28 protein-coding genes are annotated in these 20,584 nt (G+C 65.6%); 9 read left to right on the top strand and 19 right to left on the bottom strand.

What is annotated here, in order from left to right; translation table 11 throughout:
• Window positions 1-26: 26 nt before the first annotated feature.
• Genes IB229_RS07810 through IB229_RS07785 form a run of 6 tightly spaced genes read right to left on the bottom strand, consistent with a single transcriptional unit; the run spans window position 27 to window position 4,412 of the window.
• Entirely contained in the window at window positions 27-584 is a 558-nt protein-coding gene (locus IB229_RS07810; RefSeq protein ID WP_192326599.1) for a hypothetical protein, read from the bottom strand.
• A complete protein-coding gene (locus IB229_RS07805) occupies window positions 581-1,699 on the bottom strand; it encodes a beta-ketoacyl synthase N-terminal-like domain-containing protein (RefSeq protein ID WP_192326597.1) in 1,119 nt (372 codons plus the stop codon). The genes IB229_RS07810 and IB229_RS07805 overlap by 4 nt, the downstream gene beginning before the upstream one ends.
• On the bottom strand, window positions 1,696-1,962 hold the full coding sequence (locus IB229_RS07800; RefSeq protein WP_192326595.1) for an acyl carrier protein: 267 nt from the start codon (window positions 1,960-1,962) through the stop codon (window positions 1,696-1,698). Before IB229_RS07800 ends, IB229_RS07805 begins: the two co-directional genes overlap by 4 nt.
• The gene (locus IB229_RS07795) at window positions 1,944-3,131 is read right to left on the bottom strand and encodes an ABC transporter permease (RefSeq protein ID WP_192326593.1); all 1,188 of its coding nucleotides are present in this window, start codon (window positions 3,129-3,131) and stop codon (window positions 1,944-1,946) included. The genes IB229_RS07800 and IB229_RS07795 overlap by 19 nt, the downstream gene beginning before the upstream one ends.
• Window positions 3,128-4,012 carry an ABC transporter ATP-binding protein gene (locus tag IB229_RS07790; protein ID WP_192326591.1) on the bottom strand — a complete coding sequence of 295 codons (885 nt, stop codon included), beginning with the start codon at window positions 4,010-4,012 and terminating at the stop codon, window positions 3,128-3,130. The genes IB229_RS07795 and IB229_RS07790 overlap by 4 nt, the downstream gene beginning before the upstream one ends.
• Complete coding sequence (locus IB229_RS07785; protein ID WP_192326589.1) at window positions 4,005-4,412, bottom strand: beta-hydroxyacyl-ACP dehydratase; 408 nt, start codon at window positions 4,410-4,412, stop codon at window positions 4,005-4,007. The genes IB229_RS07790 and IB229_RS07785 overlap by 8 nt, the downstream gene beginning before the upstream one ends.
• A 90-nt stretch (window positions 4,413-4,502) precedes the next feature.
• Between IB229_RS07785 and IB229_RS07780 the strand changes: the two genes are divergently transcribed.
• Entirely contained in the window at window positions 4,503-5,060 is a 558-nt protein-coding gene (locus tag IB229_RS07780) for a methyltransferase family protein (protein ID WP_192326587.1), read from the top strand.
• A gap of 19 nt (window positions 5,061-5,079) precedes the next feature.
• On the opposite strand, the gene IB229_RS07775 is transcribed toward IB229_RS07780, so the two are convergent.
• On the bottom strand, window positions 5,080-5,511 hold the full coding sequence (locus tag IB229_RS07775) for a hypothetical protein (protein WP_192326584.1): 432 nt from the start codon (window positions 5,509-5,511) through the stop codon (window positions 5,080-5,082).
• A gap of 92 nt (window positions 5,512-5,603) precedes the next feature.
• Here IB229_RS07775 and pip point away from each other — a divergent pair, with 92 nt between their 5' ends.
• The 5 genes from pip to IB229_RS07750 all read left to right on the top strand — a co-directional run bounded on the left by pip (window position 5,604) and on the right by IB229_RS07750 (window position 9,775).
• Complete coding sequence (gene pip, locus IB229_RS07770) at window positions 5,604-6,575, top strand: prolyl aminopeptidase (RefSeq protein ID WP_192326582.1); 972 nt, start codon at window positions 5,604-5,606, stop codon at window positions 6,573-6,575.
• The gene (dtd, locus tag IB229_RS07765) at window positions 6,572-7,009 is read left to right on the top strand and encodes a D-aminoacyl-tRNA deacylase (RefSeq protein WP_192326580.1); all 438 of its coding nucleotides are present in this window, start codon (window positions 6,572-6,574) and stop codon (window positions 7,007-7,009) included. The genes pip and dtd overlap by 4 nt, the downstream gene beginning before the upstream one ends.
• A gap of 146 nt (window positions 7,010-7,155) precedes the next feature.
• Complete coding sequence (locus IB229_RS07760; RefSeq protein WP_192326578.1) at window positions 7,156-7,947, top strand: transporter substrate-binding domain-containing protein; 792 nt, start codon at window positions 7,156-7,158, stop codon at window positions 7,945-7,947.
• A gap of 138 nt (window positions 7,948-8,085) precedes the next feature.
• Window positions 8,086-9,048 (top strand): amino acid ABC transporter permease, encoded by a 963-nt coding sequence (locus tag IB229_RS07755; RefSeq protein WP_192326575.1) that lies wholly within the window; start codon window positions 8,086-8,088, stop codon window positions 9,046-9,048.
• Window positions 9,041-9,775, top strand: a complete 735-nt coding sequence (locus IB229_RS07750) for an amino acid ABC transporter ATP-binding protein (RefSeq protein WP_192326574.1) — start codon at window positions 9,041-9,043, stop codon at window positions 9,773-9,775. The genes IB229_RS07755 and IB229_RS07750 overlap by 8 nt, the downstream gene beginning before the upstream one ends.
• Window positions 9,776-9,825: 50 nt before the next feature.
• Here the strand turns inward: IB229_RS07750 and IB229_RS07745 are convergent, their stop codons facing one another.
• The 10 genes from IB229_RS07745 to ubiE form a co-directional block, all read right to left on the bottom strand.
• Window positions 9,826-10,248, bottom strand: coding sequence for a UPF0158 family protein (locus IB229_RS07745; protein WP_192326573.1), 423 nt, complete (start codon window positions 10,246-10,248; stop codon window positions 9,826-9,828).
• A gap of 94 nt (window positions 10,249-10,342) precedes the next feature.
• Entirely contained in the window at window positions 10,343-11,050 is a 708-nt protein-coding gene (locus IB229_RS07740; RefSeq protein WP_192326572.1) for a 16S rRNA (uracil(1498)-N(3))-methyltransferase, read from the bottom strand.
• A complete protein-coding gene (gene tatC / locus IB229_RS07735) occupies window positions 11,047-11,835 on the bottom strand; it encodes a twin-arginine translocase subunit TatC (protein WP_192326571.1) in 789 nt (262 codons plus the stop codon). Before tatC ends, IB229_RS07740 begins: the two co-directional genes overlap by 4 nt.
• On the bottom strand, window positions 11,832-12,182 hold the full coding sequence (tatB, locus tag IB229_RS07730; RefSeq protein ID WP_192326570.1) for a Sec-independent protein translocase protein TatB: 351 nt from the start codon (window positions 12,180-12,182) through the stop codon (window positions 11,832-11,834). The genes tatC and tatB overlap by 4 nt, the downstream gene beginning before the upstream one ends.
• A gap of 3 nt (window positions 12,183-12,185) precedes the next feature.
• Complete coding sequence (locus IB229_RS07725; RefSeq protein ID WP_192326569.1) at window positions 12,186-12,455, bottom strand: twin-arginine translocase TatA/TatE family subunit; 270 nt, start codon at window positions 12,453-12,455, stop codon at window positions 12,186-12,188.
• A gap of 22 nt (window positions 12,456-12,477) precedes the next feature.
• Window positions 12,478-12,813 (bottom strand): phosphoribosyl-ATP diphosphatase, encoded by a 336-nt coding sequence (locus IB229_RS07720; RefSeq protein ID WP_192326568.1) that lies wholly within the window; start codon window positions 12,811-12,813, stop codon window positions 12,478-12,480.
• Window positions 12,806-13,204, bottom strand: coding sequence for a phosphoribosyl-AMP cyclohydrolase (gene hisI / locus IB229_RS07715; protein WP_192326567.1), 399 nt, complete (start codon window positions 13,202-13,204; stop codon window positions 12,806-12,808). The genes IB229_RS07720 and hisI overlap by 8 nt, the downstream gene beginning before the upstream one ends.
• Before the next feature lie 78 nt (window positions 13,205-13,282).
• Window positions 13,283-14,878, bottom strand: a complete 1,596-nt coding sequence (gene ubiB / locus IB229_RS07710) for a ubiquinone biosynthesis regulatory protein kinase UbiB (protein ID WP_192326566.1) — start codon at window positions 14,876-14,878, stop codon at window positions 13,283-13,285.
• Window positions 14,875-15,489 carry an SCP2 domain-containing protein gene (locus IB229_RS07705; protein WP_192326565.1) on the bottom strand — a complete coding sequence of 205 codons (615 nt, stop codon included), beginning with the start codon at window positions 15,487-15,489 and terminating at the stop codon, window positions 14,875-14,877. Before IB229_RS07705 ends, ubiB begins: the two co-directional genes overlap by 4 nt.
• Window positions 15,489-16,259, bottom strand: a complete 771-nt coding sequence (gene ubiE, locus IB229_RS07700) for a bifunctional demethylmenaquinone methyltransferase/2-methoxy-6-polyprenyl-1,4-benzoquinol methylase UbiE (protein WP_192326563.1) — start codon at window positions 16,257-16,259, stop codon at window positions 15,489-15,491. The genes IB229_RS07705 and ubiE overlap by 1 nt, the downstream gene beginning before the upstream one ends.
• Window positions 16,260-16,374: 115 nt before the next feature.
• On the opposite strand from ubiE, the gene IB229_RS07695 reads away from it, so the two are divergent.
• The 3 genes from IB229_RS07695 to IB229_RS07685 all read left to right on the top strand — a co-directional run bounded on the left by IB229_RS07695 (window position 16,375) and on the right by IB229_RS07685 (window position 18,094).
• Entirely contained in the window at window positions 16,375-16,653 is a 279-nt protein-coding gene (locus IB229_RS07695) for a polyhydroxyalkanoic acid system family protein (RefSeq protein WP_192326561.1), read from the top strand.
• Between the two features lie 153 nt (window positions 16,654-16,806).
• Complete coding sequence (locus IB229_RS07690) at window positions 16,807-17,244, top strand: phasin family protein (RefSeq protein WP_192326559.1); 438 nt, start codon at window positions 16,807-16,809, stop codon at window positions 17,242-17,244.
• 10 nt (window positions 17,245-17,254) lie between these two features.
• Window positions 17,255-18,094 carry a phasin family protein gene (locus IB229_RS07685; protein WP_192326557.1) on the top strand — a complete coding sequence of 280 codons (840 nt, stop codon included), beginning with the start codon at window positions 17,255-17,257 and terminating at the stop codon, window positions 18,092-18,094.
• Window positions 18,095-18,152: 58 nt separating this feature from the next.
• Here IB229_RS07685 and IB229_RS07680 read toward each other — a convergent pair whose 3' ends face one another.
• Window positions 18,153-18,767 (bottom strand): TetR/AcrR family transcriptional regulator, encoded by a 615-nt coding sequence (locus tag IB229_RS07680; protein WP_192326555.1) that lies wholly within the window; start codon window positions 18,765-18,767, stop codon window positions 18,153-18,155.
• Window positions 18,768-18,846: 79 nt separating this feature from the next.
• The gene (phaC, locus tag IB229_RS07675) at window positions 18,847-20,529 is read right to left on the bottom strand and encodes a class II poly(R)-hydroxyalkanoic acid synthase (protein WP_192326553.1); all 1,683 of its coding nucleotides are present in this window, start codon (window positions 20,527-20,529) and stop codon (window positions 18,847-18,849) included.
• Window positions 20,530-20,584 lie beyond the last annotated feature (55 nt).

The following is a 20,584-nucleotide window of genomic DNA, read 5'->3' as shown; positions in this document are numbered from 1 at the left end:
CCCTGCCGTGCGCGGTCTCCCGCGCCTTACAGCTCCAGGCGCTGTATCTCGACCGCGGTCGTCAGGTTGGCGAAGTCCGCGGCCAGCGGCTGCGGTGCCTGGCCTTCGAGTAGCACTGCCTGCACGCAGAAATCCCCGCGCTCGTCGCACACCAGCAGCAGCGCCTGGCCGATCACGCCGTCGCGCAGGTCGAGTGCGGCTAGGGCCTGCAAGTGTGTCCACACCTGGGCGCCGGCGCCGATGAACAGGTTCGGGCCTTCCAGCCCCAGTTGCTGGGCGACGTGGAAGCCGGCGGCGTTGCTCACGCTGTTGACGAACTCGAAGGGCTTGGGCTGCTTGCGCTGCACGCACACCGCATCGAGCAGCGCGCCCATGGTCGGCCGTGCCGGGTGACGCGAGGCCAGGTACAGGCCGCAGTCGCTGCGCACGTGCGCCTTGAGCATGGCGGCGCCGAGCAGGCTCTGGAAAATCAGCCGGTCGATACGCCGGGGTGGGCTGCTGAGCCACTGGCTGACCGCGGCCTTGAGGTCCTTGTCGGTGGTCGCGGCGCGGCCGCGGATTTCACTGGCGGCGATCACGCTCATGGCTGTTCTCCCGGCGCGCAGGCCTGCAACACCAGGCTGGCGTTGTTGCCGCCGAAGCCGAAGAAGTTGGCCAGTAGCAGCGCGTCGGGCGCGACGCTGCAGGCTTCGCCGGCCAGCGGCAGCACAGCCTCGGCGGCGTAGTCGAGCCCTGGCAGTGGGCCCTGTTGCAGGCGTTCGGCGAGCAGCAGGGTTTCGCTCAGGCCGCAGGCCCCCAGGGTATGGCCCAGCCAGGGCTTGAGCACGCAGAGCGGCGGCAGCTGGTCGCCGTACAGGCGGCGCATACCGTTGGTCTCGGCGTGGTCGTTGGCGCTGGTTGCGGTGCCGTGCAGCTTGACCAGACCGATGTCGCGGGCGTTGCAGGCGGCGCTGTGCAGCGCCTGCTGCATGACCCAGTCGATATGGCTGCCGTCTTCGCGGGTGGAGGTCAGGTTGCTGGTGTCGCAGGCACTGAAGCCGCCGAGCAGCCTGGCCAGCGGCGCTGCGCCGGGCTGCTTGTCGAGCAGGGTGGCGGCGTAGGTTTCGCCGAGGATCAGGCCGTCACGTAGCGGATGGAACGGTCGGTAGCGGCCGCTGGGGCTGGTCAGGTCGAGCGCGCCGAAACCCTGCATGGCCAGGGCGCTGGGTGTTTCGAAAGCCAGCACCACGGCGCGTGGGTAGGCGTCGCTGTCCAGCAGGCGCGCACCGTAGAGCAGGGCGTTGGCGGCGCTGGTGCAGGCGGTGTTGAGGGTGAAGGCTGCGGCGAAACCCCAGCGCTGGCGCAACTGCTCGGCGAGCAGGTCGAGCGGCGTCGAGTGTTCGTCGGCAAAGCCCTGCTCGGCGCTGGCGCGCTCTTCCAGGTCGGTGATGTCGAGGCTGGTGCTGGCGATGATCAGCAGGCAATCGCCGAGGCCCTGGGCCGCGTTGCCGAGCAGGTCGCGGAGCGTGCGGTCAAGGCGCTGGGCCAGTTCCCCGTCGGCGCCCTGGGCATTCAGGTAAGGGCGCGGCTGCTGCAGTTCGTGCAGGAGGAACTCCCCGGCGGCCGGTGCAGCACCCGTGCCCAGGACCCGTGCGGCGCTGGCCAGGTCGCTACCCAGGCAACTGCGCAGCACGCCGCGCTGCAGATACACCGGCGTCACTGCGGTTGCCTGATGTACGCGGCGATGCTGGCGATGCTGTTGAGGATGCGCCGGCCGTCCTTGGCGCCTTCGATGCGTACGCCGTAGCGCTGTTGCAGCGCCAGGGACACTTGCAGGGCATCGAGGCTGTCCATCTGCACGCGGCTTTTCGGCCCGAACAGCGGCTCGTCATCGGCGATGCTCTGCCAGTCGATGTCGTCTTCCTTGTCGCACTCGCGGATCAGCAATTGCTTGAGTTCTTGTTCTAGTAGTGTGTGGTCCATTGCGTTTGCTGCACTCGTTTGCGGAACAGGAGCAACCCGCCGACGCCGAACACTGCCGCGAACAGCAGCAGACGGGCGCAGTAGGGCGCGATATCGGCCAGCGAGCCTTGGCCCACCAGCAGGGTGAGAAAGGCGTCCAGCGCCCAGCTCATCGGTGAAATCTCGGCCAGCTGGCCCATGGCCGCCGGCATCACGCTCTTGGGCACCATGATCCCGCCGACGGCGGCGAGGGTGATATTGATGCCGCCGCCGAGCAACAACGCCTGCTCGCTGCTGCGTGCCAGTGCGGCGAGGAGCAGGCCGAGGCTGCAGGTGGCCAGGGCCAGGCTGCTGCCGAGCAGGATATAGGCCAGCGGGCTGCCGGGCAGGCTCAGGCCGGTCAGGCCGATCAACGGCAGGCCGTGCACGCCGATCAGCAACAGCAGGGCGAACTGCAGCAGGTTGATTGCGAAGTACGGCAGCAGCTTGCTCAGGGTCAACGTGCCGAGGTTCAGGCGCAGGCAGCGAAAGCGCAGCAGCGCGCCGCTCTGCTGTTCGCGCTGGAAGCCAGCCGCCATTGGCAGGGCGACGAAGAACATGCCGAAGATCAGCCACGCCGGCACGCTCAGCTGGGTGGCATTGGCACGTCCGCTGAGGTCGCCGCTGGCCAGTTGCTCGCTTTCCTGCAGGTTACTCGCGGTGCGCTGCTGTACCAGTTGCAGGCGCTCGGCAGCGCTCAGGCTTGGGTCGAGGGCGCCGCTGTCTTCGAGATAGGCGAGCAGGCGGGTCTGCGCGATGGCGATGTTCACCGCGCTGCGCAGGTATTGGCGCGAGAGTTTGTCCAGTTGCGGTGGAAAGCTCAGCTGCGGTCCCGGCGCTGCATCGTCCAGCAGGTTGGCGCTGAACTGCGCCGGCAGCTGTATGCGCGCCAGGCGCTCGCTGCTGGCGGGCAGCAACTGGCTGTCCGGCAGTTGTGCTTGCAGGGCGTCGTGGAAGAAGCGGGCGCTGGCGTCGTCTGCCGGCATCTCCAGCACCACACTCAAGGCGGGCGGGCGGTCCTGCAGGTAGTTGGACATGGCGCCGGCCATCAGCACCAGGAACAGCGTGGGCATGATGAACAGCACGGCCAGCGCGTGCGGGTCGCGCAGCAACAGGAGGATTTCCTTGCGTACCAGCGCCCACAGCCTCATAGCCGGCCTCCGTTGAGGCTCAGGTAGAGCTGTTCCAGCGACGGCCGGCCGAAGCGCAGCAGGTTGGGCGGGCAGTTGTGCTGTGCGATGAACTGGCTGATGACCTGCAACTGCACGGCATCCAGGTTGGCGATGCGCAGGCCGTTGGGCAGCGCTTCAACGCCGAGTCGCAGGTCGGCGAGCAGGGCGTCAAAGCCGGCGGGCACCGATTGCGGCCACTCCAGCAGCAGGCTGTGTTCGTCGCCGAGCAGGTGGCGGGTGTCCAGGTCTAGGCGCACTTGGCCCTCGTGCAGCAGGAGGATGCGTTGCGCCACGCGCTCGACTTCCTCGAGGTAGTGGCTGGTGTAGATCACCGCTTTGCCGTCTGCGGTCAGCTGCTCGACGGCGCCGAGCAGCAGCTGGCGGCTCTGCGCGTCGACGCCGACGGTGGCTTCGTCGAACAGATAGACCTGCGCCGGTTGCAGCAGGCCGATGGCGAAATTCAGGCGGCGCTGTTCGCCGCCGGAGAGGCTTTCGGCGCGGCGCGTGAGTTTGTCGCTGAGGGCGGTGCAGGCGATGCAGTGGTCCAGGCGCTGGCGGCGTTCGGCGCCGCGCAGGCGGTACAGGTCGGCGAACAGCTCGAGGTTCTCGAGCACCTTCAGCGCGCCGTAGAAGGCCAGTTGCTGGGGCACCAGGCCGGGGCTGCGCGGGCCGCTCCAGCGGATCTCGCCCTGCTGCCGTTCCAGCACGCCGCTGAGCAGCGAGAGCAGGGTGGTCTTGCCGGCGCCGTTGCTGCCGAGCAGGCCCAGGCATTCGCCCGCCTGCAGTTGCAGGTTGATGCCCTGCAGGGCCGCCTGTGCGGCGCCGGGGTAGCGGAAACTCAGGTCGCGCAGCTCAAGCATGGACCAGTACCAGCAGCAGTTTGCCGTCGAGCAGCAGGCGCTGCTCGGCGTGGATGCTGAATGCATAGAGTGCGCCGGCCGGGCTCAACACTTCCTGGGTCGCGCTGACCTGCAGGGCACCCTCGCGCCGCTCTGGCTCGTGGTGCAGCTGCAACTGCGAGAGCTTGCCGACCAGGGCCATTTCGATGGCACTGTCGTCGCCGTATAGGGCACCATGCGCGGCACACAATTGCGCAGCCGCTTCGAACAGCAGGCAGGGCGATGCATCCGCGCCGAGGCTGTCGAGATGGCGCCAGGCGCTGAGGCCGCGGATGCTCTGGGCATCGTGGCCGAGCAGGCCGTCCAGCCAGAGCGCGGCGCCCTGGTGGGGCAGCAGCGTGTGCAGTTGAGAGCGATCCATTGCATGCGGTCGAAACGAGTGGTGCGGCAGTGTAACAGAGGGGCTGCAGGTGGCGCAGTGCCTGGGTTTGCAAGTCATGGAGGTGGATGGATGGTGTGGTTGCAGGCTGTAGTCTTCGCGGTGGTTTCCGCGGTCTTCGTGGCGATTTCCTGGCAGGCGCTGCGCCGGCCGAATTCGCACGGTTTCTACCGGTTCTTCGCCTGGGAGGCGATGCTGGCCCTGCTGGTGCTGAATGCCCCGGTGTGGTTCGACGACCGCTATGCTCTGCATCAGCAGGTGTCGTGGGTGCTGCTGTTCAGTTCGCTGACGGTGCTGTGCCTGGGTGCGTACCAGCTGCGCCGCTACGGCCGGCCCAATGCCGAGCAGCGCACCGACGCCGAGCTGTATGCCTTCGAACGCACCTCGCAGCTGGTCACCAGCGGCATCTACAGCGTCATCCGCCACCCGCTGTTCTGCTCGTTGCAGTTGCTGACGTGGGGTATCGCCTGCAAGCAGCTGAACCTGCCGAGCGTAGCCCTGGCGCTGGTCGCCAGCGTGTTGCTGTACCTCGCTGCGCGCCGTGACGAGGCCGAGTGCCTGGCCTACTTCGGCGACGAGTACCGCGCGTACATGGCGCGCAGCAAGATGTTCGTGCCGTTCATCTTCTGATTGCGCGCTTGCCGGCGGCTCACTCCCAGCTCAGGCGGGCGAGCTGCCACTGATCGCCTTCCAGCCACCACTCCAGTTTCACGCTGTAGTGGCGGGCGCTGTCCGGGATCAACCCTTCGGCGCCGGTCAGCGCCACCTGGGCGTCGGTGTAGCCCTTGTTGCTGTAGGTCGGGTCGATGCTGCTGCTCTTGCTCAGGGCCAGCACCTTGACCTGCTTGTGGCGCAGGAACAGCAGCATCATGGTGCGCTGGGCCCACTCGCGGTCGAACTGCTGCTGGGCACCGAACTGCGGGTGCAGCTGCTCGAGTACCGCGCTGGTGTCCTTGGCTTCGAGGTTGTCCTGCAGCTGCTGCACGGCGGCTTCCAGCGCCGCCTGCGGGTCGCTTTTCGAGCAGCCGCCGAGCAGCGCCAGGAGCAGCAGAAAAGGTAAGAAGAATCGTTGGGTAGGCATGCTCAACTCCGCTTTCATGGTTATGATGCCCGGCACGGCAGACGATTGGCACCCAATCACAGGGACCGTACGCACAGACTCGGGAGTGCACCATGCAGACTTTGTATCCGGAGATTAAACCCTACGCGCGCCACGAACTGGCAGTGCAGGAACCGCACGTTCTCTATGTGGACGAAAGCGGAACGCCGGATGGCCTGCCCGTGGTGTTCATCCATGGCGGTCCGGGCGCCGGTTGCGATTCGGCCAGCCGCCGCTACTTCGATCCCAACCTCTACCGTATCGTCACCTTCGACCAGCGCGGCTGCGGCCGCTCGACACCGCATGCTAGCCTGGAGAACAACACCACCCAGGCGCTGATCGAAGACCTCGAGCGCATTCGCGAGCACCTGGGCATCGACAAGTGGGTGCTGTTCGGCGGCTCCTGGGGCTCGACCCTGTCGCTGGCCTACGCCCAGGCGCATCCCGAGCGCGTGCATGCGCTGATCCTGCGCGGCATCTTCCTCTGCCGCCCGCAGGACTTCGACTGGTTCTACCAGGAAGGCGCCAGCCGCCTGTTCCCCGACTACTGGGAAGACTACCTGGCGCCGATCCCGCAGGACGAGCGCGGCAACCTGATGCAGGCGTTCCACAAGCGCCTCACTGGCGCCGACCAGATCGCCCAGATGCACGCCGCCAAGGCCTGGTCGACCTGGGAAGGGCGTACCGCCACGCTGCGGCCCAACCCGCAGGTGGTCGACCGCTTCAGCGAGCCGCATCGCGCGCTGTCGATCGCTCGTATCGAGTGCCACTACTTTCTCAACGATGCCTTTCTCGAACCCGACCAGCTGCTGCGCGACGTGCCGAAGATCGCCCACCTGCCGGGCGTGATCGTGCACGGCCGCTATGACGTGATCTGCCCGCTGGACAACGCCTGGGCCCTGCACCAGGCCTGGCCGAACAGCGAGTTGCAGATCATCCGTGACGCCGGCCACGCTGCCGCCGAAGTCGGCATCACCGACGCCCTGGTGCGCGCCGCCGACGAGATCGCCCGGCGCCTGCTCGACCTGCCGCCCGAAGAAGCATGAAGGCACTGATCCAGCGCGTGCGCAGCGCACGCGTCGAAGTAGAGGGTGAGGTCGTCGGCGCCATCGACCAAGGCCTGCTGGCGCTGGTCGGCGTGGAGCCGCAGGACACCTCCGCCAGCGTGGCCAAACTGCTGCACAGGCTGCTCAACTACCGCGTGTTCAGCGATGACGACGGCAAGATGAATCGCTCGCTGAAGGACATGAGCGGCGGCCTGCTGCTGGTTTCGCAATTCACCCTGGCCGCCGACACCCGCAGCGGCCTGCGCCCGAGCTTCTCCACGGCAGCACCGCCGGTGCTGGGCGCGCAGCTGTTCGACGAGCTGGTTGGCCTGGCCCGCCTGCAGCATGCGCAAGTGGCCACCGGCCGCTTCGGCGCCGACATGCAGGTGCACCTGATCAACGACGGCCCGGTGACATTTCTCCTCGAGGTCTGAGCCGACCGGTCGTCGGTGCGGCGTTCGGGCTCGATTCCTGCCTGCTTTGCGACTCGCCATCCACAGTTCGTGCGGTTAGGATTGCCCGCCTTGCCCCGGTGCCTGTGGGGCGCATCCGTATTGAAGCTGTCCCTTAGGAGATAGGAATGAAGAAGTTTCTCGCCTCTCTGCTGCTTTCCGCCTGCGCGGTGAGCGGCCTGGCCCACGCCGGCATGGTTGATGACGCGGTCAAGCGCGGGACCCTGCGCGTTGGCATGGACCCGACCTACATGCCCTTCGAGATGACCAACAAGCGCGGTGAAATCATCGGCTTCGAAGTCGACCTGCTGAAAGCCATGGCCAAGGCCATGGGCGTCAAGCTGGAGCTGGTGTCCACCAGCTACGACGGCATCATCCCGGCCCTGCTGACCGACAAGTTCGACATGATCGGCTCCGGCATGACCGTGACCCAGGAGCGCAACCTGCGGGTCAACTTCCCCGAGCCCTTCATCGTGGTTGGCCAGACCCTGCTGATCCGCAAGGAGCTGCAGGGCGAGATCAAGTCCTACAAGGACCTCAACGACGCCAAGTACCGCATCACCTCGAAAATCGGCACCACCGGCGAGATGGTCGCCAAGAAGCTGATCGCCAAGGCCCAGTACAACGGCTTCGACAACGAGCAGGAAGCGGTGATGGACGTGGTCAACGGCAAAGCCGACGCCTTCATCTACGACGCCCCGTACAACGTGGTGGCGGTGAGCAAGGCCGGCGCCGGCAAGCTGGTGTTCCTCGACGAGCCGTTCACCTTCGAGCCGCTGGCCTTCGGCCTGAAGAAGGGTGACCACGACAGCCTGAACTGGATCAACAACTGGCTGAACCAGATCAAGCACGACGGCACCTACGAGCGCATTCACACCAAGTGGTTCAAGAAGAACGACTGGCTGAAAGAGATGGAATAAACCCCGCGTCGGACTTCGGTCCTCGCTGGTGACGACAGGCCCGACCCACAAGGTCGGGCCTGTTTCTGTTAGAGCCCGCCCACTATCTTGCTCGCGAGATCATGGGCAGGCTCTTGACCGCTATGAGCGAGAAATCCCGTGATTAGAAAACATCGACGTACCTGGCCCTGGCATGTCCTCACCGGGCTGATCCTGGCCCTGCTGGCCGGCAGCCTCTGGTACTCCACCTCGCTGATCGCCTACGAGTGGCACTGGAACCGCGTGCCGCAGTACTTCGCCTACCAGGCCGAGGACGCGCAGCGCGCCGCCGACTACGGCCGTGTCAGCGCCATTGCCGAGGACGGTGATCGGCGTCGCGTGACCCTCACGGCTGAGGGTGGCGAAGAGCAGGTACTGGAAATTGCCAGCGACAGCCTGCGGGTGGCCGAGGGCGACGATGTCAGCGAGGGCGACGAGATTGGCGTCACCCGTCACTGGGCTGCCGGGCCGCTGCTCTGGGGCTTGTGGACCACGCTGTGGATCTCCGTGGCCTCCGGTGCCCTGGCCCTGGTGATCGGCCTGGTCACCGGCCTGTGTCGGCTGTCGAGCAACCCGACCCTGCGCGACCTGTCCACCGTGTACGTCGAGCTGGTGCGTGGCACGCCGCTGCTGGTGCAGATCTTCATCTTCTATTTCTTCATCGGCACCGTGCTCGACCTCTCCCGCGAGTTCGCCGGGGTCGCTGCGCTGGCGCTGTTCACCGGCGCCTACGTCGGCGAGATCGTCCGCGCCGGTGTGCAGTCAGTGGTCAAGGGCCAGAACGAGGCCGCACGTTCGCTGGGCCTGACCGCGGCGCAGAGCATGCGCCACGTGATCCTGCCGCAGGCGTTCAAGCGCGTGCTGCCGCCGCTGGCCGGGCAGTTCATCAGCCTGGTCAAGGACACCTCGCTGGTCTCGGTGATTGCCATCACCGAACTGACCAAGAGCGGCCGCGAAGCCATCACCACCTCGTTCTCCACCTTCGAGATCTGGTTCTGCGTGGCTGCGTTGTACCTGGTGATCAACCTGCCGCTGTCGCAGATCGCCAACCGACTGGAACGGAGGCTCGGCAAAAGTGATTGAAGTCCGCAACCTGGTAAAAGTCTTCGACGCCCGCGGCCACGAAGTGCGCGCGGTGGATGACGTCACCACGCAGGTGCAGCGTGGCGAAGTGGTGGTGGTGATCGGCCCGTCCGGCTCCGGCAAGTCCACCTTCCTGCGCTGCCTCAACGGCCTGGAAGCGTTGGACGAGGGCTCGGTGAGCATCGATGGCGTCGACCTGGCCAACCCCAAGACCGACGTGAATGCCTACCGCCGCGAGGTGGGCATGGTGTTCCAGCACTTCAACCTGTTCCCGCACATGACCGTGCTGGAGAACCTCTGTCTGGCGCAGAAGGTCGTGCGCAAGCGCGGCAAGGCCGAGCGCGAGGAGAAGGCCCGGGCGCTGCTGGCCAAGGTCGGCATCTCGCAGAAGATCGATGAGTACCCCTCGCACCTGTCCGGCGGCCAGCAGCAGCGTGTGGCCATCGCCCGCGCCCTGTGCATGGAGCCCAAGGTCATGCTGTTCGACGAGCCGACCTCGGCGCTCGACCCGGAGATGGTCGGCGAGGTGCTGGACGTGATGAAGCAGCTGGCCCAGGAAGGCATGACCATGGTCTGCGTCACCCACGAGATGGGTTTTGCCCGCGAGGTGGCCGACCGGGTATTGTTCTTCGACCACGGCAAGCTGCTGGAAGACGCGCCGCCGGCGCAGTTCTTCGCCCAACCGCAAGATGCGCGCGCGCAGAGCTTCCTGCGCCAGGTGCTGTAACGACAAACCGCCACAGATGTGGCGGTTTTTCTTTTATCTGCAGGGCGGGCTCAGTGCAGCGGCTGCGCTGGTTGCAGCTCGTTCTCGGCCAGCCAGTCCTGCGCCAGCTCACGCAGGCGTTCGCCCTCGAAGTCCTGCCAGGCCTGCAGTAGCGCCGGATAGTGCATCAGCGCGTGGATGAAGGTGCGTGCCGGTCGGCGCCCTTCCAGGGCCTGTTCCAGCTCGCCGTAGGCGTGCGGGTGGATGACCTCGGCGAGGAACTCGCGCATCAGCAGCAGACTGTCCTGTTGATCCAGCGGCTCGACCAGCAGGAAGCGCTCCGGCTCGCTGCGTAGCAGGGCTTCCAGTTCCGGGTCGGCGTCTTCTTCGGGGATCAGCAGCACCTTGCCGCTGAGCAGGTCGAGGTAGTGATCGAGGCCTTCGGTGTTGAGGGCGCAGGCCAGTTGCTCCAGATCGATGGTCAGTGGGCGCATGATCGGCTTCTCGGCGGCGGAAGATGCCGTCAGCCTAAGCCGGCCGATGTTGCAGAACAACGGCTTTCAGAATCTCGCGAGCGCAGATCGGTTCTCAGAACAGGCGGGCGAGCAGGGCCGCGACCGCCGTTTCCACGCGCAGGATGCGTTCGCCCAGCTGCACGGGGGCCAGGCCCGCCTCGCCCAGCTTGTCCACTTCATAGGCGATCCAGCCGCCCTCGGGGCCGATGGCCAGGGTCACCGGCTGCTCGACGGCGCGCGGGCAGGCCGGGTAGTCGCCAGGATGGCCGACCAGGCCCAGGCTGCCGGCGGCGATGGCCGGCAGACTGTCCTCGACAAAGGGCTTGAAGCGCTTCTCGATGGTCACTTCGGGCAGCACGGTGTCGCGGGCCTGTTCCAGGCCGAGGATCAGTTGCTCGCGGATCGCCTCGGCTTCGAGGAAGGGCGTCTGCCAGAAGCTCTTTTCCACCCGGTAGCTGTTCAGCAGCACCAGACGCGGCACGCCCATGGCGCTGACCGTCTGCAGCACACGGCGCAGCATTTTCGGCCGCGGCAGAGCAAGCAGCAGGGTCAGCGGCAGTTTCGCCGGCGGCGGCTGGTCGAGCTGGATCTGCAGTTCGGCGCGGCTGGCGTCGAGTGCGAGCAGCGTGCCGCTGCCCATCAGGCCACCGAGGCGGCCGACGCGCAGCTGGTCACCGGCCTCGGCGCGGTGCACCTCCTGCAGGTGCTTGAGGCGTCGTCCTTCGAGGACGACGCGATCCGCCGCGACGAAGTCGGCGTCCTCGAGCAGCAGCAGGTTCACGGCAGGGGAGCGGGTGGTTGGTCGTCGCTGGCCTCGGCCTGTTCTTCGCGCTTGCGCACCAGGCTGCCAAACAGCAGGCCGACCTCGAACAGCAGCCACATGGGCACGGCGAGCAGCGTCTGCGAGAAGATGTCCGGCGGGGTGAGGATCATGCCGACCACGAAGCAGCCGACGATCACGTACGGGCGGCTCTTCTTCAGGGTCTCGACGTCGATCACGCCGACCCACACCACCAGGAACGTCGCCACCGGGATCTCGAAGGCCACGCCGAAGGCGAAGAACAAGGTCAGAACGAAATCCAGGTACTCGTTGATGTCGGTCATCATCGCCACCCCGTCCGGGGTCACGCTGGCGAAGAAGTGGAAGATCAGCGGAAACACCAGGAAGTAGGCGAAGGCCATGCCGGCGTAGAACAGGAAAATGCTCGACACCAGCAGCGGCACGGCGATGCGCTTCTCGTGGCGGTACAGGCCGGGTGCGATGAAGCCCCAGACCTGGTGCAGGATGATCGGGATGGACAGGAACAGCGCACACCAGGCTGTCAGTTTGAATGGCGTGAGGAATGGCGAGGCGACGCCGGTGGCGATCATCGTCGCGCCTTCGGGCAGGTAGGCGCGCAGCGGCGCCGAGACGATGGTGTAGATGTCCTGGGCGAAATAGAACAGGCCGGCGAACACCACGAAGATGGCGATCACGCAGTGCAGCAGGCGTTTGCGCAGCTCGGTGAGGTGCGCTACCAGCGGCATTTCGGCGTCGGCGTTGTGGTCGGGGGACGACTGGCTCATGGCTGGCGCGGAGGCTCCGGGGTGGCCGCTGGGGCGTTGACGACCGGCGTGGCGGGCGCGGCCTCGGGCGCTGGCGGCAGGGGCGGCGTGCTGGTGGCGGCGGGCGGCTGGATCGACTGCTTGAGCTCGCGCTCCATCTGCAGGATCTGCTCGTTATGCAGCTGGCGACGAATCTCGTCGGCGCCCAGCTCGCGTTCCACTTCCTGCTTGATGGTGTTGAAGCTGCGCTTGAGGCGCCCGATCCACAGCCCGGCGGTACGCGCGGCACCCGGCAGGCGCTCGGGGCCGAACACGATCAGCGCGACGAGGCCGACCAGCAGCAGTTCGGAGAAGCCGATACCGAACACGCGTTACTCCTTGCGCGCCGGCTCTTCGACCTTCTGCGCCTGGGCGTCGATGGTCTGCGGCTGGTGCAGCGGTGGCTGCGGCGTGCTGCCCGCGGCCGGCGGCACCGGTGCGTCGGGTTTGCGGCCTTCGTCTTCTTCGGTGTTCATCGCCTTGCGGAAACCCTTGATGGTTTCGCCGAGGTCGGAGCCGAGGTTCTTCAGGCGCTTGGTGCCGAATACCAGCACCACCACGATGAGGATGACGACCCAGTGTTTCCAGTCAAAAATGCCCATGCAATCAGTCCTCGCAAATGATTCAGTCGGATGTGCCGCGTGCCGCTTTCTCGTCGTGACCGGACAGGCCGAAGCGGCGGTCCAGTTCGTCCAGCACGGCCTGTGGGTGCTGGCCGAGAGCGGCGAGCATGACCAGGCTGTGGAACCAGAGGTCGGCGGTTTCGTAGATCAGGTCGCTGCAGTCGCCATTGATGGCAGCGTCCTTGGCCGCAAGAATGGTCTCGACCGACTCTTCGCCGACCTTCTCCAGAATCTTGTTCAGGCCCTTGTGGTACAGGCTGGCCACGTAGGAGCTGTCCGGCGCTGCGCCTTTGCGCGCCTCCAGCACTTCGGCCAGGCGGGTAAGGGTGTCAGTCATGCGTGTGCCCCTGGTAGATGGCGTGCGGGTCCTTCAGCACGGCGTCGACGGTCTGCCATGCGCCATTCTCGAAGACCCGGTAGAAGCAGCTTTCGCGGCCGGTGTGGCAGGCGATGCCGCCGATCTGCTCGACCATCAGGATGACCACGTCGGCGTCGCAGTCCAGGCGCAACTCGTGCAGCTTCTGCACGTGGCCGGATTCCTCGCCCTTGCGCCACAGCTTGCCGCGCGAACGCGACCAGTAGATGGCGCGCTGTTCGGCGGCGGTCAGGGCCAGCGCCTCGCGGTTCATCCACGCCATCATCAGCACGCGGCCGCTCTGGTGATCCTGGGCGATTGCCGGGACCAGGCCGTCTTCGTTCCAGTTGATTTCGTCGAGCCAGTCGTTCATGTCGTCGTCCAAACCTGAGGCGGCGCTACAGCGGCCGCCTCGCAGGGCAGGTAGTTTGCCAGCGCACCGCTGGGGTGGCTATCGGCGCAATACCAGATACAGACCACCGGCCAGCATCAGCCAGCTCGGCCAGGCCTCGATGTGCTGGGTCAGGCCGAGGGTCGCGGCGCCAACCAGCAGCGCCGCGCCGACCAGGCGCACGGCCAGGTGATCGTTGCGTTTGCGCCAGGGCGCGGGTGGGTCTTCGGCGTGCGGCTGGCTCATGCGTTCGAGCAGGTCGCGGGTCATGTTGGCCAGGTGCGGCACCTGCTCGACCTGGCTCTGCAGGTTGGAGAGCAGGCTCTTGGGGCTGATACGCTCGCGCATCCAGCGCTCCAGATACGGCTGCGCGGTGCTCCACAGGTCGAGGTCCGGGTACAGCTGGCGGCCCAGGCCTTCGATGTTGAGCAGGGTCTTCTGCAGCAGCACCAGCTGCGGCTGGACTTCCATGTTGAAGCGGCGCGCGGTCTGGAACAGGCGCAGCAGTAGCTGGCCGAAGGAGATGTCCTTCAGCGGCTTCTCGAAGATCGGCTCGCAGACGGTGCGGATCGCCGCCTCGAAATCGTTGACCCGGGTTTCCGCCGGCACCCAGCCGGAGTCGATGTGCAGCTGCGCGACCTTGCGGTAGTCGCGCTTGAAGAAGGCCAGCAGGTTGCGCGCCAGGTAGTCCTGGTCCTCGGGCGTGAGGCTGCCGACGATGCCGCAGTCCACCGCGATGTATTGCGGGCTCCACGGCGTGCGCGTGCTGACGAAGATGTTGCCGGGGTGCATGTCGGCGTGGAAGAAGCTGTCGCGGAACACCTGGGTGAAGAAGATTTCCACGCCGCGCTCGGCCAGCAGTTTCATGTTGGTGCGCTGGTCGGCGAGCACGTCGAGGTCGGTCACCGGGATGCCGTAAATGCGCTCCATGACCAGCACTTTCGGTCGGCACCAGTCCCAGTACACCTGCGGCACGTAGAGCAGTGGCGAGCCGTCGAAGTTGCGCCGCAGCTGGCTCGAGTTGGCGGCTTCGCGCAGCAGATCGAGTTCGTCGTAGATGGTTTTCTCGTAATCGCTGACCACGTCCACCGGGCGCAGGCGACGGGCATCGGCGGAGGCCTTCTCGGCGATGCGCGCGAGGACGAACAGCCAGGCGAGGTCGGAGCGGATGATCGGCCGCAGACCCGGGCGGATGACCTTGACCACCACCTCTTCGCCGCTCTTCAGTTGTGCGGCGTGCACCTGTGCCACGGAAGCGGAGGCCAGCGGCTCGACCTCGAAGCGGGCAAACACTTCGCCGACGCTGGCGCCGAGTTGCTCCTCGATCAAGGCCACCGACTGTTCGGCGGGGAAGGGCGGCACCTGGTCCTGGAGGAAGGCCAGCTCGTCGGCGATGTCTGGCGGCAACAGGTCACGGCGGGTCGACAGCAACTGACCGAACTTGATGAAGATCGGCCCCAGGTCCTGCAGTGCCAGGCGCAGTGCGGCGCCGCGGCTGAGGTTCAGCGTGCGGCGTGGCAGCCAGCGCCATGGCAGGGCGAAGCGCAGCACGCGCAGCCACACGGGCAGCGGCAGGGCCAGCAGCAGGTCATCGAGACGGTAGCGGATGACGACACGGAGAATGCGGAACAGGCGGCGGACGGCAAGCAGCTTCATGGGTCGGTCTTGACCTTGCGGGCGAGGTGCTCGATGCGCGCGTCGAGGCGATCGAGGGCGAGCTTGAGGTGGTCGATCTCGGCAAAGCGGGCATCGGCTTCACGCTGGCCGACCAGGCTGCGGCTTTCTTCGGCGAGGTAGTCGGCGAGGTTGTGGCGCAAGCTGTCGAGGCTGTCGCCAGCCCATTGCGCGCGGCTGCGCAGGTGGCCGCCGAGCAGCTGGCTGCCGACCGGGCCGAGCCAGCGCGACAGCTCGTATTCCCAATCCAGCTCGAGGTCCTGCAGTACCGCGACCAGTTCCAGCAGGGCGGCGCTGTCGCCGTCGAGTTCGACATCCGGACGGTGCAGCACGGCGGTCTTGTCTTTCGCCAGGGCCAGGCGCAGCAAGCTGGAGGCCGGGGCGCGCAGGGTGCAATCGGCGGCGCCCCACTGGCTGGCGAGCTGCAGGCCTTCACTGCCGGGCAGGAGGAACAGCTGCAGGGCGGGCGCCTGGCAGTCGATGGCGATGACCTTGCCTTCCAGGCGCGCGAGACGCGGCAGCGCGGTGCTGTCCATGCGCAGCACTCGGTTGAGACCGAGTTCGACGCCTGCCAGCAACCCCGTAATGATCATCAGGGCTTGATGCCGCGATGCAGGGCGACGATGCCGCCGGTCATGTTGTGGAAGGTCACGCGCTCGAAGCCGGCCTCGACCATCATCGCCTTGAGGGTGTCCTGATCCGGGTGCATGCGGATCGACTCGGCGAGGTAGCGGTAGCTCTCGGCGTCGTTGGTGATCAGCTTGCCCATCAGCGGCATGAAGGCGAAGGAGTAGGTGTCGTAGGCTTTCGACAGCAGCGCGCTGGATGGTTTGGAGAACTCCAGCACGAGCAGGCGGCCACCGGGCTTGAGCACGCGCAGCATGGAGCGCAGGGCGTCTTCCTTGTGGGTGACGTTGCGCAGGCCGAAGGCGATGGTGACCACATCGAAATGGTTGTCCGGGAACGGCAGTTTCTCCGCGTCGGCCTGGACGAAGATCACATTGCCGGCCACGCCCTTATCGAGCAGGCGGTCACGGCCGACCTTGAGCATCGAGTCGTTGATGTCGGCGAGCACGACCTGGCCCTGCGGGCCGACCAGCGAGGAGAACTTGCGCGTCAGGTCGCCCGTGCCGCCAGCGATGTCGAGGACGCGGTTGCCGCTGCGCACACCCGACAGCTCGATGGTGAAACGCTTCCACAGGCGGTGCATGCCGCCGGAGAGCAGGTCGTTCATCAGGTCGTACTTGGCGGCGACCGAGTGGAATACCTCGGCGACCTTTTCCGCCTTCTGGCTTTCCGGTACATCCTGGAAGCCGAAATGGGTGGTCGGTTCGCTGTCGTGGGCCTTGCGCGGATCGTTCATGTCGCGGTCACCGGAATCAAAGTGGCGGCCATTCTAAACCCGTGGCCTGCCTTTGTCTTGGCGCCTGGCTGGGCTGTATAGTCGTGCGACATCAGGTCGCTGTCTGGAGCTGCGCATGTCCCGTATCACCATCGAACGCTCGCATTCCTTCGGTCGCGCGGCGGCCCGTGAAAAGGCCGAGGCGCTTGCCCAACGTCTGGCCAGCGAGTACGACGTGAAGTTCCGCTGGGCCGGCGACACCCTGGAATTCAAGCGCAGCGGCGCCGACGGCACCATCGATGTCAGCGATGACCTGGTGCGCGTCAACCTCAAGCTCGGCCTGCTGCTCTCGGCCCTGAGCGGCACCATCAAGCGCGAAATCGAAGACACCCTGGACAAGCACCTGCAGGCCTGACGGCATACGACGGTGGCGTCCTGCGCGGGCGTCACCGATCCCTTCGCGGCATTCTTCGCTGCCTAGTATGTGGTTTCTAATTTTTCCCTCTACCTTCAGCTCACGTCCTGCCACAGGACCCACTTTTTCATCACATTGAGCGTGAGGTGCACCATGGCTAAAGTCGCCGTTAAAAAGAAAGCCGAAGTCGAATCCACTAAAGTGTTGAACGATGTGAAGGCATACGCCCACAAAGTATGGCTGGCTGGCCTGGGTGCCTACGTCAAGGCAGGCAAGGAAGGCAGCGAATACTTCAAGGAACTGGTCAAGGCCGGTGAAGGCGTCGAGAAGCAAGGCAAGCAACTGGTCAACGCCCAGGTCGAGGCTGCCAACAGCCAGATCACCGGCCAGATCGAGAGCGTGAAGAGCAGCGTCTTCGGCGTGAAAGAAAAAGTCGAAGTGCAATTCGACAAGGTCGAAAAAGCCTTCGACAATCGTGTAGCCAGCGCCCTGAACCGCCTGGGGATTCCCTCCAAGCATGATGTTGAGGCACTCTCTGCTAAGCTGGACGAGTTGAATGCATTGCTTGAGCGTGTCGCGCGTACCAAATAAGGAGAGCAGGATGGCTGTTAAAAAGACTACCGCAGCAAAACCCGCAGCTAAGAAAACCGCGGCGAAGAAGGAAGCTGGCTCCTGGATCGGCGAGATCGAGAAGTACTCGCGCCAGATCTGGTTGGCAGGCCTCGGCGCCTACTCCAAGGTCAGCAAGGACGGCACCAAGCTGTTCGACGGTCTGGTCAAGGACGGTGAGAAAGCTGAGAAGCAGGCCAAGACCGAAGTCGACAAGCAAGTCGGCGCGGTGAAAACCTCCGTTGGCAGCACCGTTGGTTCGGCCAAGTCGAAAGTCGACGAAGTCCGAGGCAAGGCACTGGGCAAGTGGAACGAGCTGGAAGAGGCTTTCGACAAGCGTCTGAATACCGCGATTTCCCGTCTCGGCGTACCGAGCCGCAATGAAGTCAAATCGCTGCAGACCAAGGTCGATACCCTGACCAAGCAGATCGAAAAGCTCACGGGCCAATCGGTCAAGCCGGTCGCCAAGGCCGCTGCCAAACCGGCAGTCAAACCTGCTGCTAAGCCGGCCGCCAAAGCCGCTGCCAAGCCTGCAGCCAAACCGGCCGCCAAGCCTGTTGCCAAGGCAGCGGCCAAGCCCGCGGCGAAGCCAGCTGCCAAGCCTGCTGCGAAACCAGCCGCCAAACCGGCTGCCAAGGCCGCCGCGAAACCTGCGGTGAAGCCGGCTGTGAAGCCTGCGGCCAAACCCGCAGTAGCGAAGAAGCCGGCTGCCAAGCCTGCGGTCAAACCGGCTGCCAAGCCCGTTGCCGCCAAGCCGGCAACTCCGGCTCCGGCAGCAGCGCCAGCCGCCGCTCCGGCAGCTGCACCGGTGACGCCAGCTACACCGTCCTGATCGATTCAGGAATGAGAAAACGCCCGGCCTTGTGCCGGGCGTTTTCGTTTGTGCCTGTTCAGGCCTCCAGGTAGCGCTGGGCGATCCGTTCGGCAGCGTGACGCGATTCGGGTTCGAGGTGTGGCGCCACCAGCATCATGACCTGATACACCACCAGGCGGACTTCGCCATCGACGCCGAGAATGCGTTGGTAGTCGAGGGAGAACAGCAGGGTCAGGGTGATCTGTTCGACCAGTTGGCCAAGGGCCTGGGTCTGGCTCTGCAACTGGCCGAACGCCTTGAGACGGGCGAGCAGCGTGGCCAGGGCGCGCTTGAGCAGGTTGAGCCATTGACGGATGCCGCGCGCCAGCTTGGGCAGGCGGCCGGCGAGGTTGGACAGGTCCTGGAACAGGAAGCGGTATTGCGCCAGGCGCTCGACGATCAGGTGCAGGAACAGCCAATAGTCCTCGGCATCCAGTTCGACATCGCCGGGCGGGTCGAGCAGGGGCGTGAGGTCGGCGTGGAAGCGCTCGAAGAGCGCCATGATGATGGGTTCCTTGCCGTGGAAGTGGTAGTACAGATTGCCGGGGCTGATGCCCATTTCCGTGGCGATTTCCAGGGTGGAAACGTTGGGTTCGCCCTGTCGGTTGAACAGGTCGAGGGCGCATTCGAGGATGCGGTCGCGCGTCTTCATTCCATGAGCTTTCTGTGGCCGCGGGAGCGCCGACGATAACCGGCCGGGCGCGTGCCCGGCCAGCGCTTTTGCTCAGCCTTCAGCACACGTGCACATAGGTGCCGGGCGCGGCCTCCATCGGCGGGTACTTGCTGTTGCCGACACTGAACACCGTCTCGTGCTGTTCGCCGGAGCGCTGCTGGACCCACTCCAGCCACTCGGGCCACCAGCTGCCTTCCTTCTTCTGCGCGTCGTAGTACCAGGCGCGGTGGTCGGTGCTGAGCTTGCCGTTTTCCAGGTAGGTGGCCTTGGGGTTGCTCGGTGGGTTGAGGATGCTCTGGATGTGCCCGCTGTTGGACAGCACGAAGCGGCGGTTGCCGCCGAGCAGCAGGGCCGAGCGGTATACCGCGTCCCACGGCGTGATGTGATCGTTGATGCCGGCGACGTGGAAGCTGTCGAGGGTGACCTTGCCCAGGTCGATCGGCGTGCCGCAGATCTCCATGCCGCCCGGACGCAGCAGTGGGTTGTGCTTGAACAGGTCGAGCAGGTCGCCGTGCAGGGCGGCAGGCAGGCGCGTGTTGTCGTTGTTCCAGTAGAGAATGTCGAACGCCGGCGGCTCCTTGCCGAGCAGGTAGTTGTTCACCCAGTAGTTCCATACCAGATCATTGGGGCGCATCCAGGCGAACACCTTGGACATGTCACGGCCGTCGAGCACGCCGCTCTGGTAGGAACGGCGCTTGGCTGATTCCAGGGTCTGCTCGTCGGCGAAGAGCATCGCCGGGCTGTCGACCTGGCTGTCCATCAGGCTGACCATGTAGGTGGCGCTGCTGATCTTGCGCAGTTGCCGCTTGGCCTGCAGATGACCTTGCAGGGCGGCGATGGTCAGGCCGCCGGCGCAGGCGCCGATCAGGTTGACGTCTTTGCTGCCGGTGATCGCGCGGCAGATGTCGACGGCCTCTTCCACCGCCTGCACATAGGTCGACAGGCCCCACTCGCGGTGGCGGCCGTCGGGGTTGCGCCAGCTGATGGCGAACGACTGCAGGCCGTTCTTCAGGCAGTACTGCAGGAAGCTCTTCTCGGGGCTGAGGTCGAAGATGTAGAACTTGTTGATCTGCGGCGGCACGATCAGCAGCGGCTTGGCGTACTGCTTTTCGGTCATCGGCTTGTAGTGGATCAGTTCCAGCAGTTCGTTGCGGAACACCACCGAGCCCGGCGTGACGGCCAGATTGCGACCGACCTCGAAGGCGTGCTTGCTGACCTGGCGTGGCATGCCGTTGTTGTGCAGCAAGTCGTCGAACAGGTGGCGCGCGCCGCGCAGCAGGCTGGTACCGCCGCTGTTGAACAGCTCCTTCACCGCCAGCGGGTTGAGCAGGCTGTTGGATGGCGCCACGGCGTCATTGAGCAGGGAGAAGAGGAAGTGCGCGCGGGTGCGGTCATCCGGCGACAGGTCGCTCTCGTCGATCCATGCCTTGAACTGGATCTGCCAGGCCAGGTAGGCCTGCAGGCTGCGCCGGTAGAACGGGTTGAGCTGCCAGGAGGGGTCGGCGAAGCGACTGTCGCTTGGGTGCGCCTTGTGCGGAGTGTCGCCAAGCAGCACGCGGCCCAGTTGCTTGCCGAAGGCCAGCGCATGTCGCGTGCTGTGGGCGGGTTGGCGCAGGCCCTGGAAGGCAAGGGTGCGCAGCGTCGAGAACAGGTCACGGCCGCGCACGCCGACCACGGCATTCTGCGCATTCATGAAGGTTGCAGGTACCGGCAGTGATCCCGGTGCAGTCTTTTCACGCATGGGGCAAGCTCCGTCTTCGAACCATCACGCCAGGGTGACAGCAAGGCTTATACCA

This window comes from Pseudomonas sp. PDM14 (genome assembly GCF_014851905.1).
Classification (GTDB): Bacteria; Pseudomonadota; Gammaproteobacteria; order Pseudomonadales; family Pseudomonadaceae; genus Aquipseudomonas.
The sequence above is the reverse complement of the archived record's forward strand: the minus strand, read 5'-3'. Positions and strand labels throughout refer to the sequence as shown.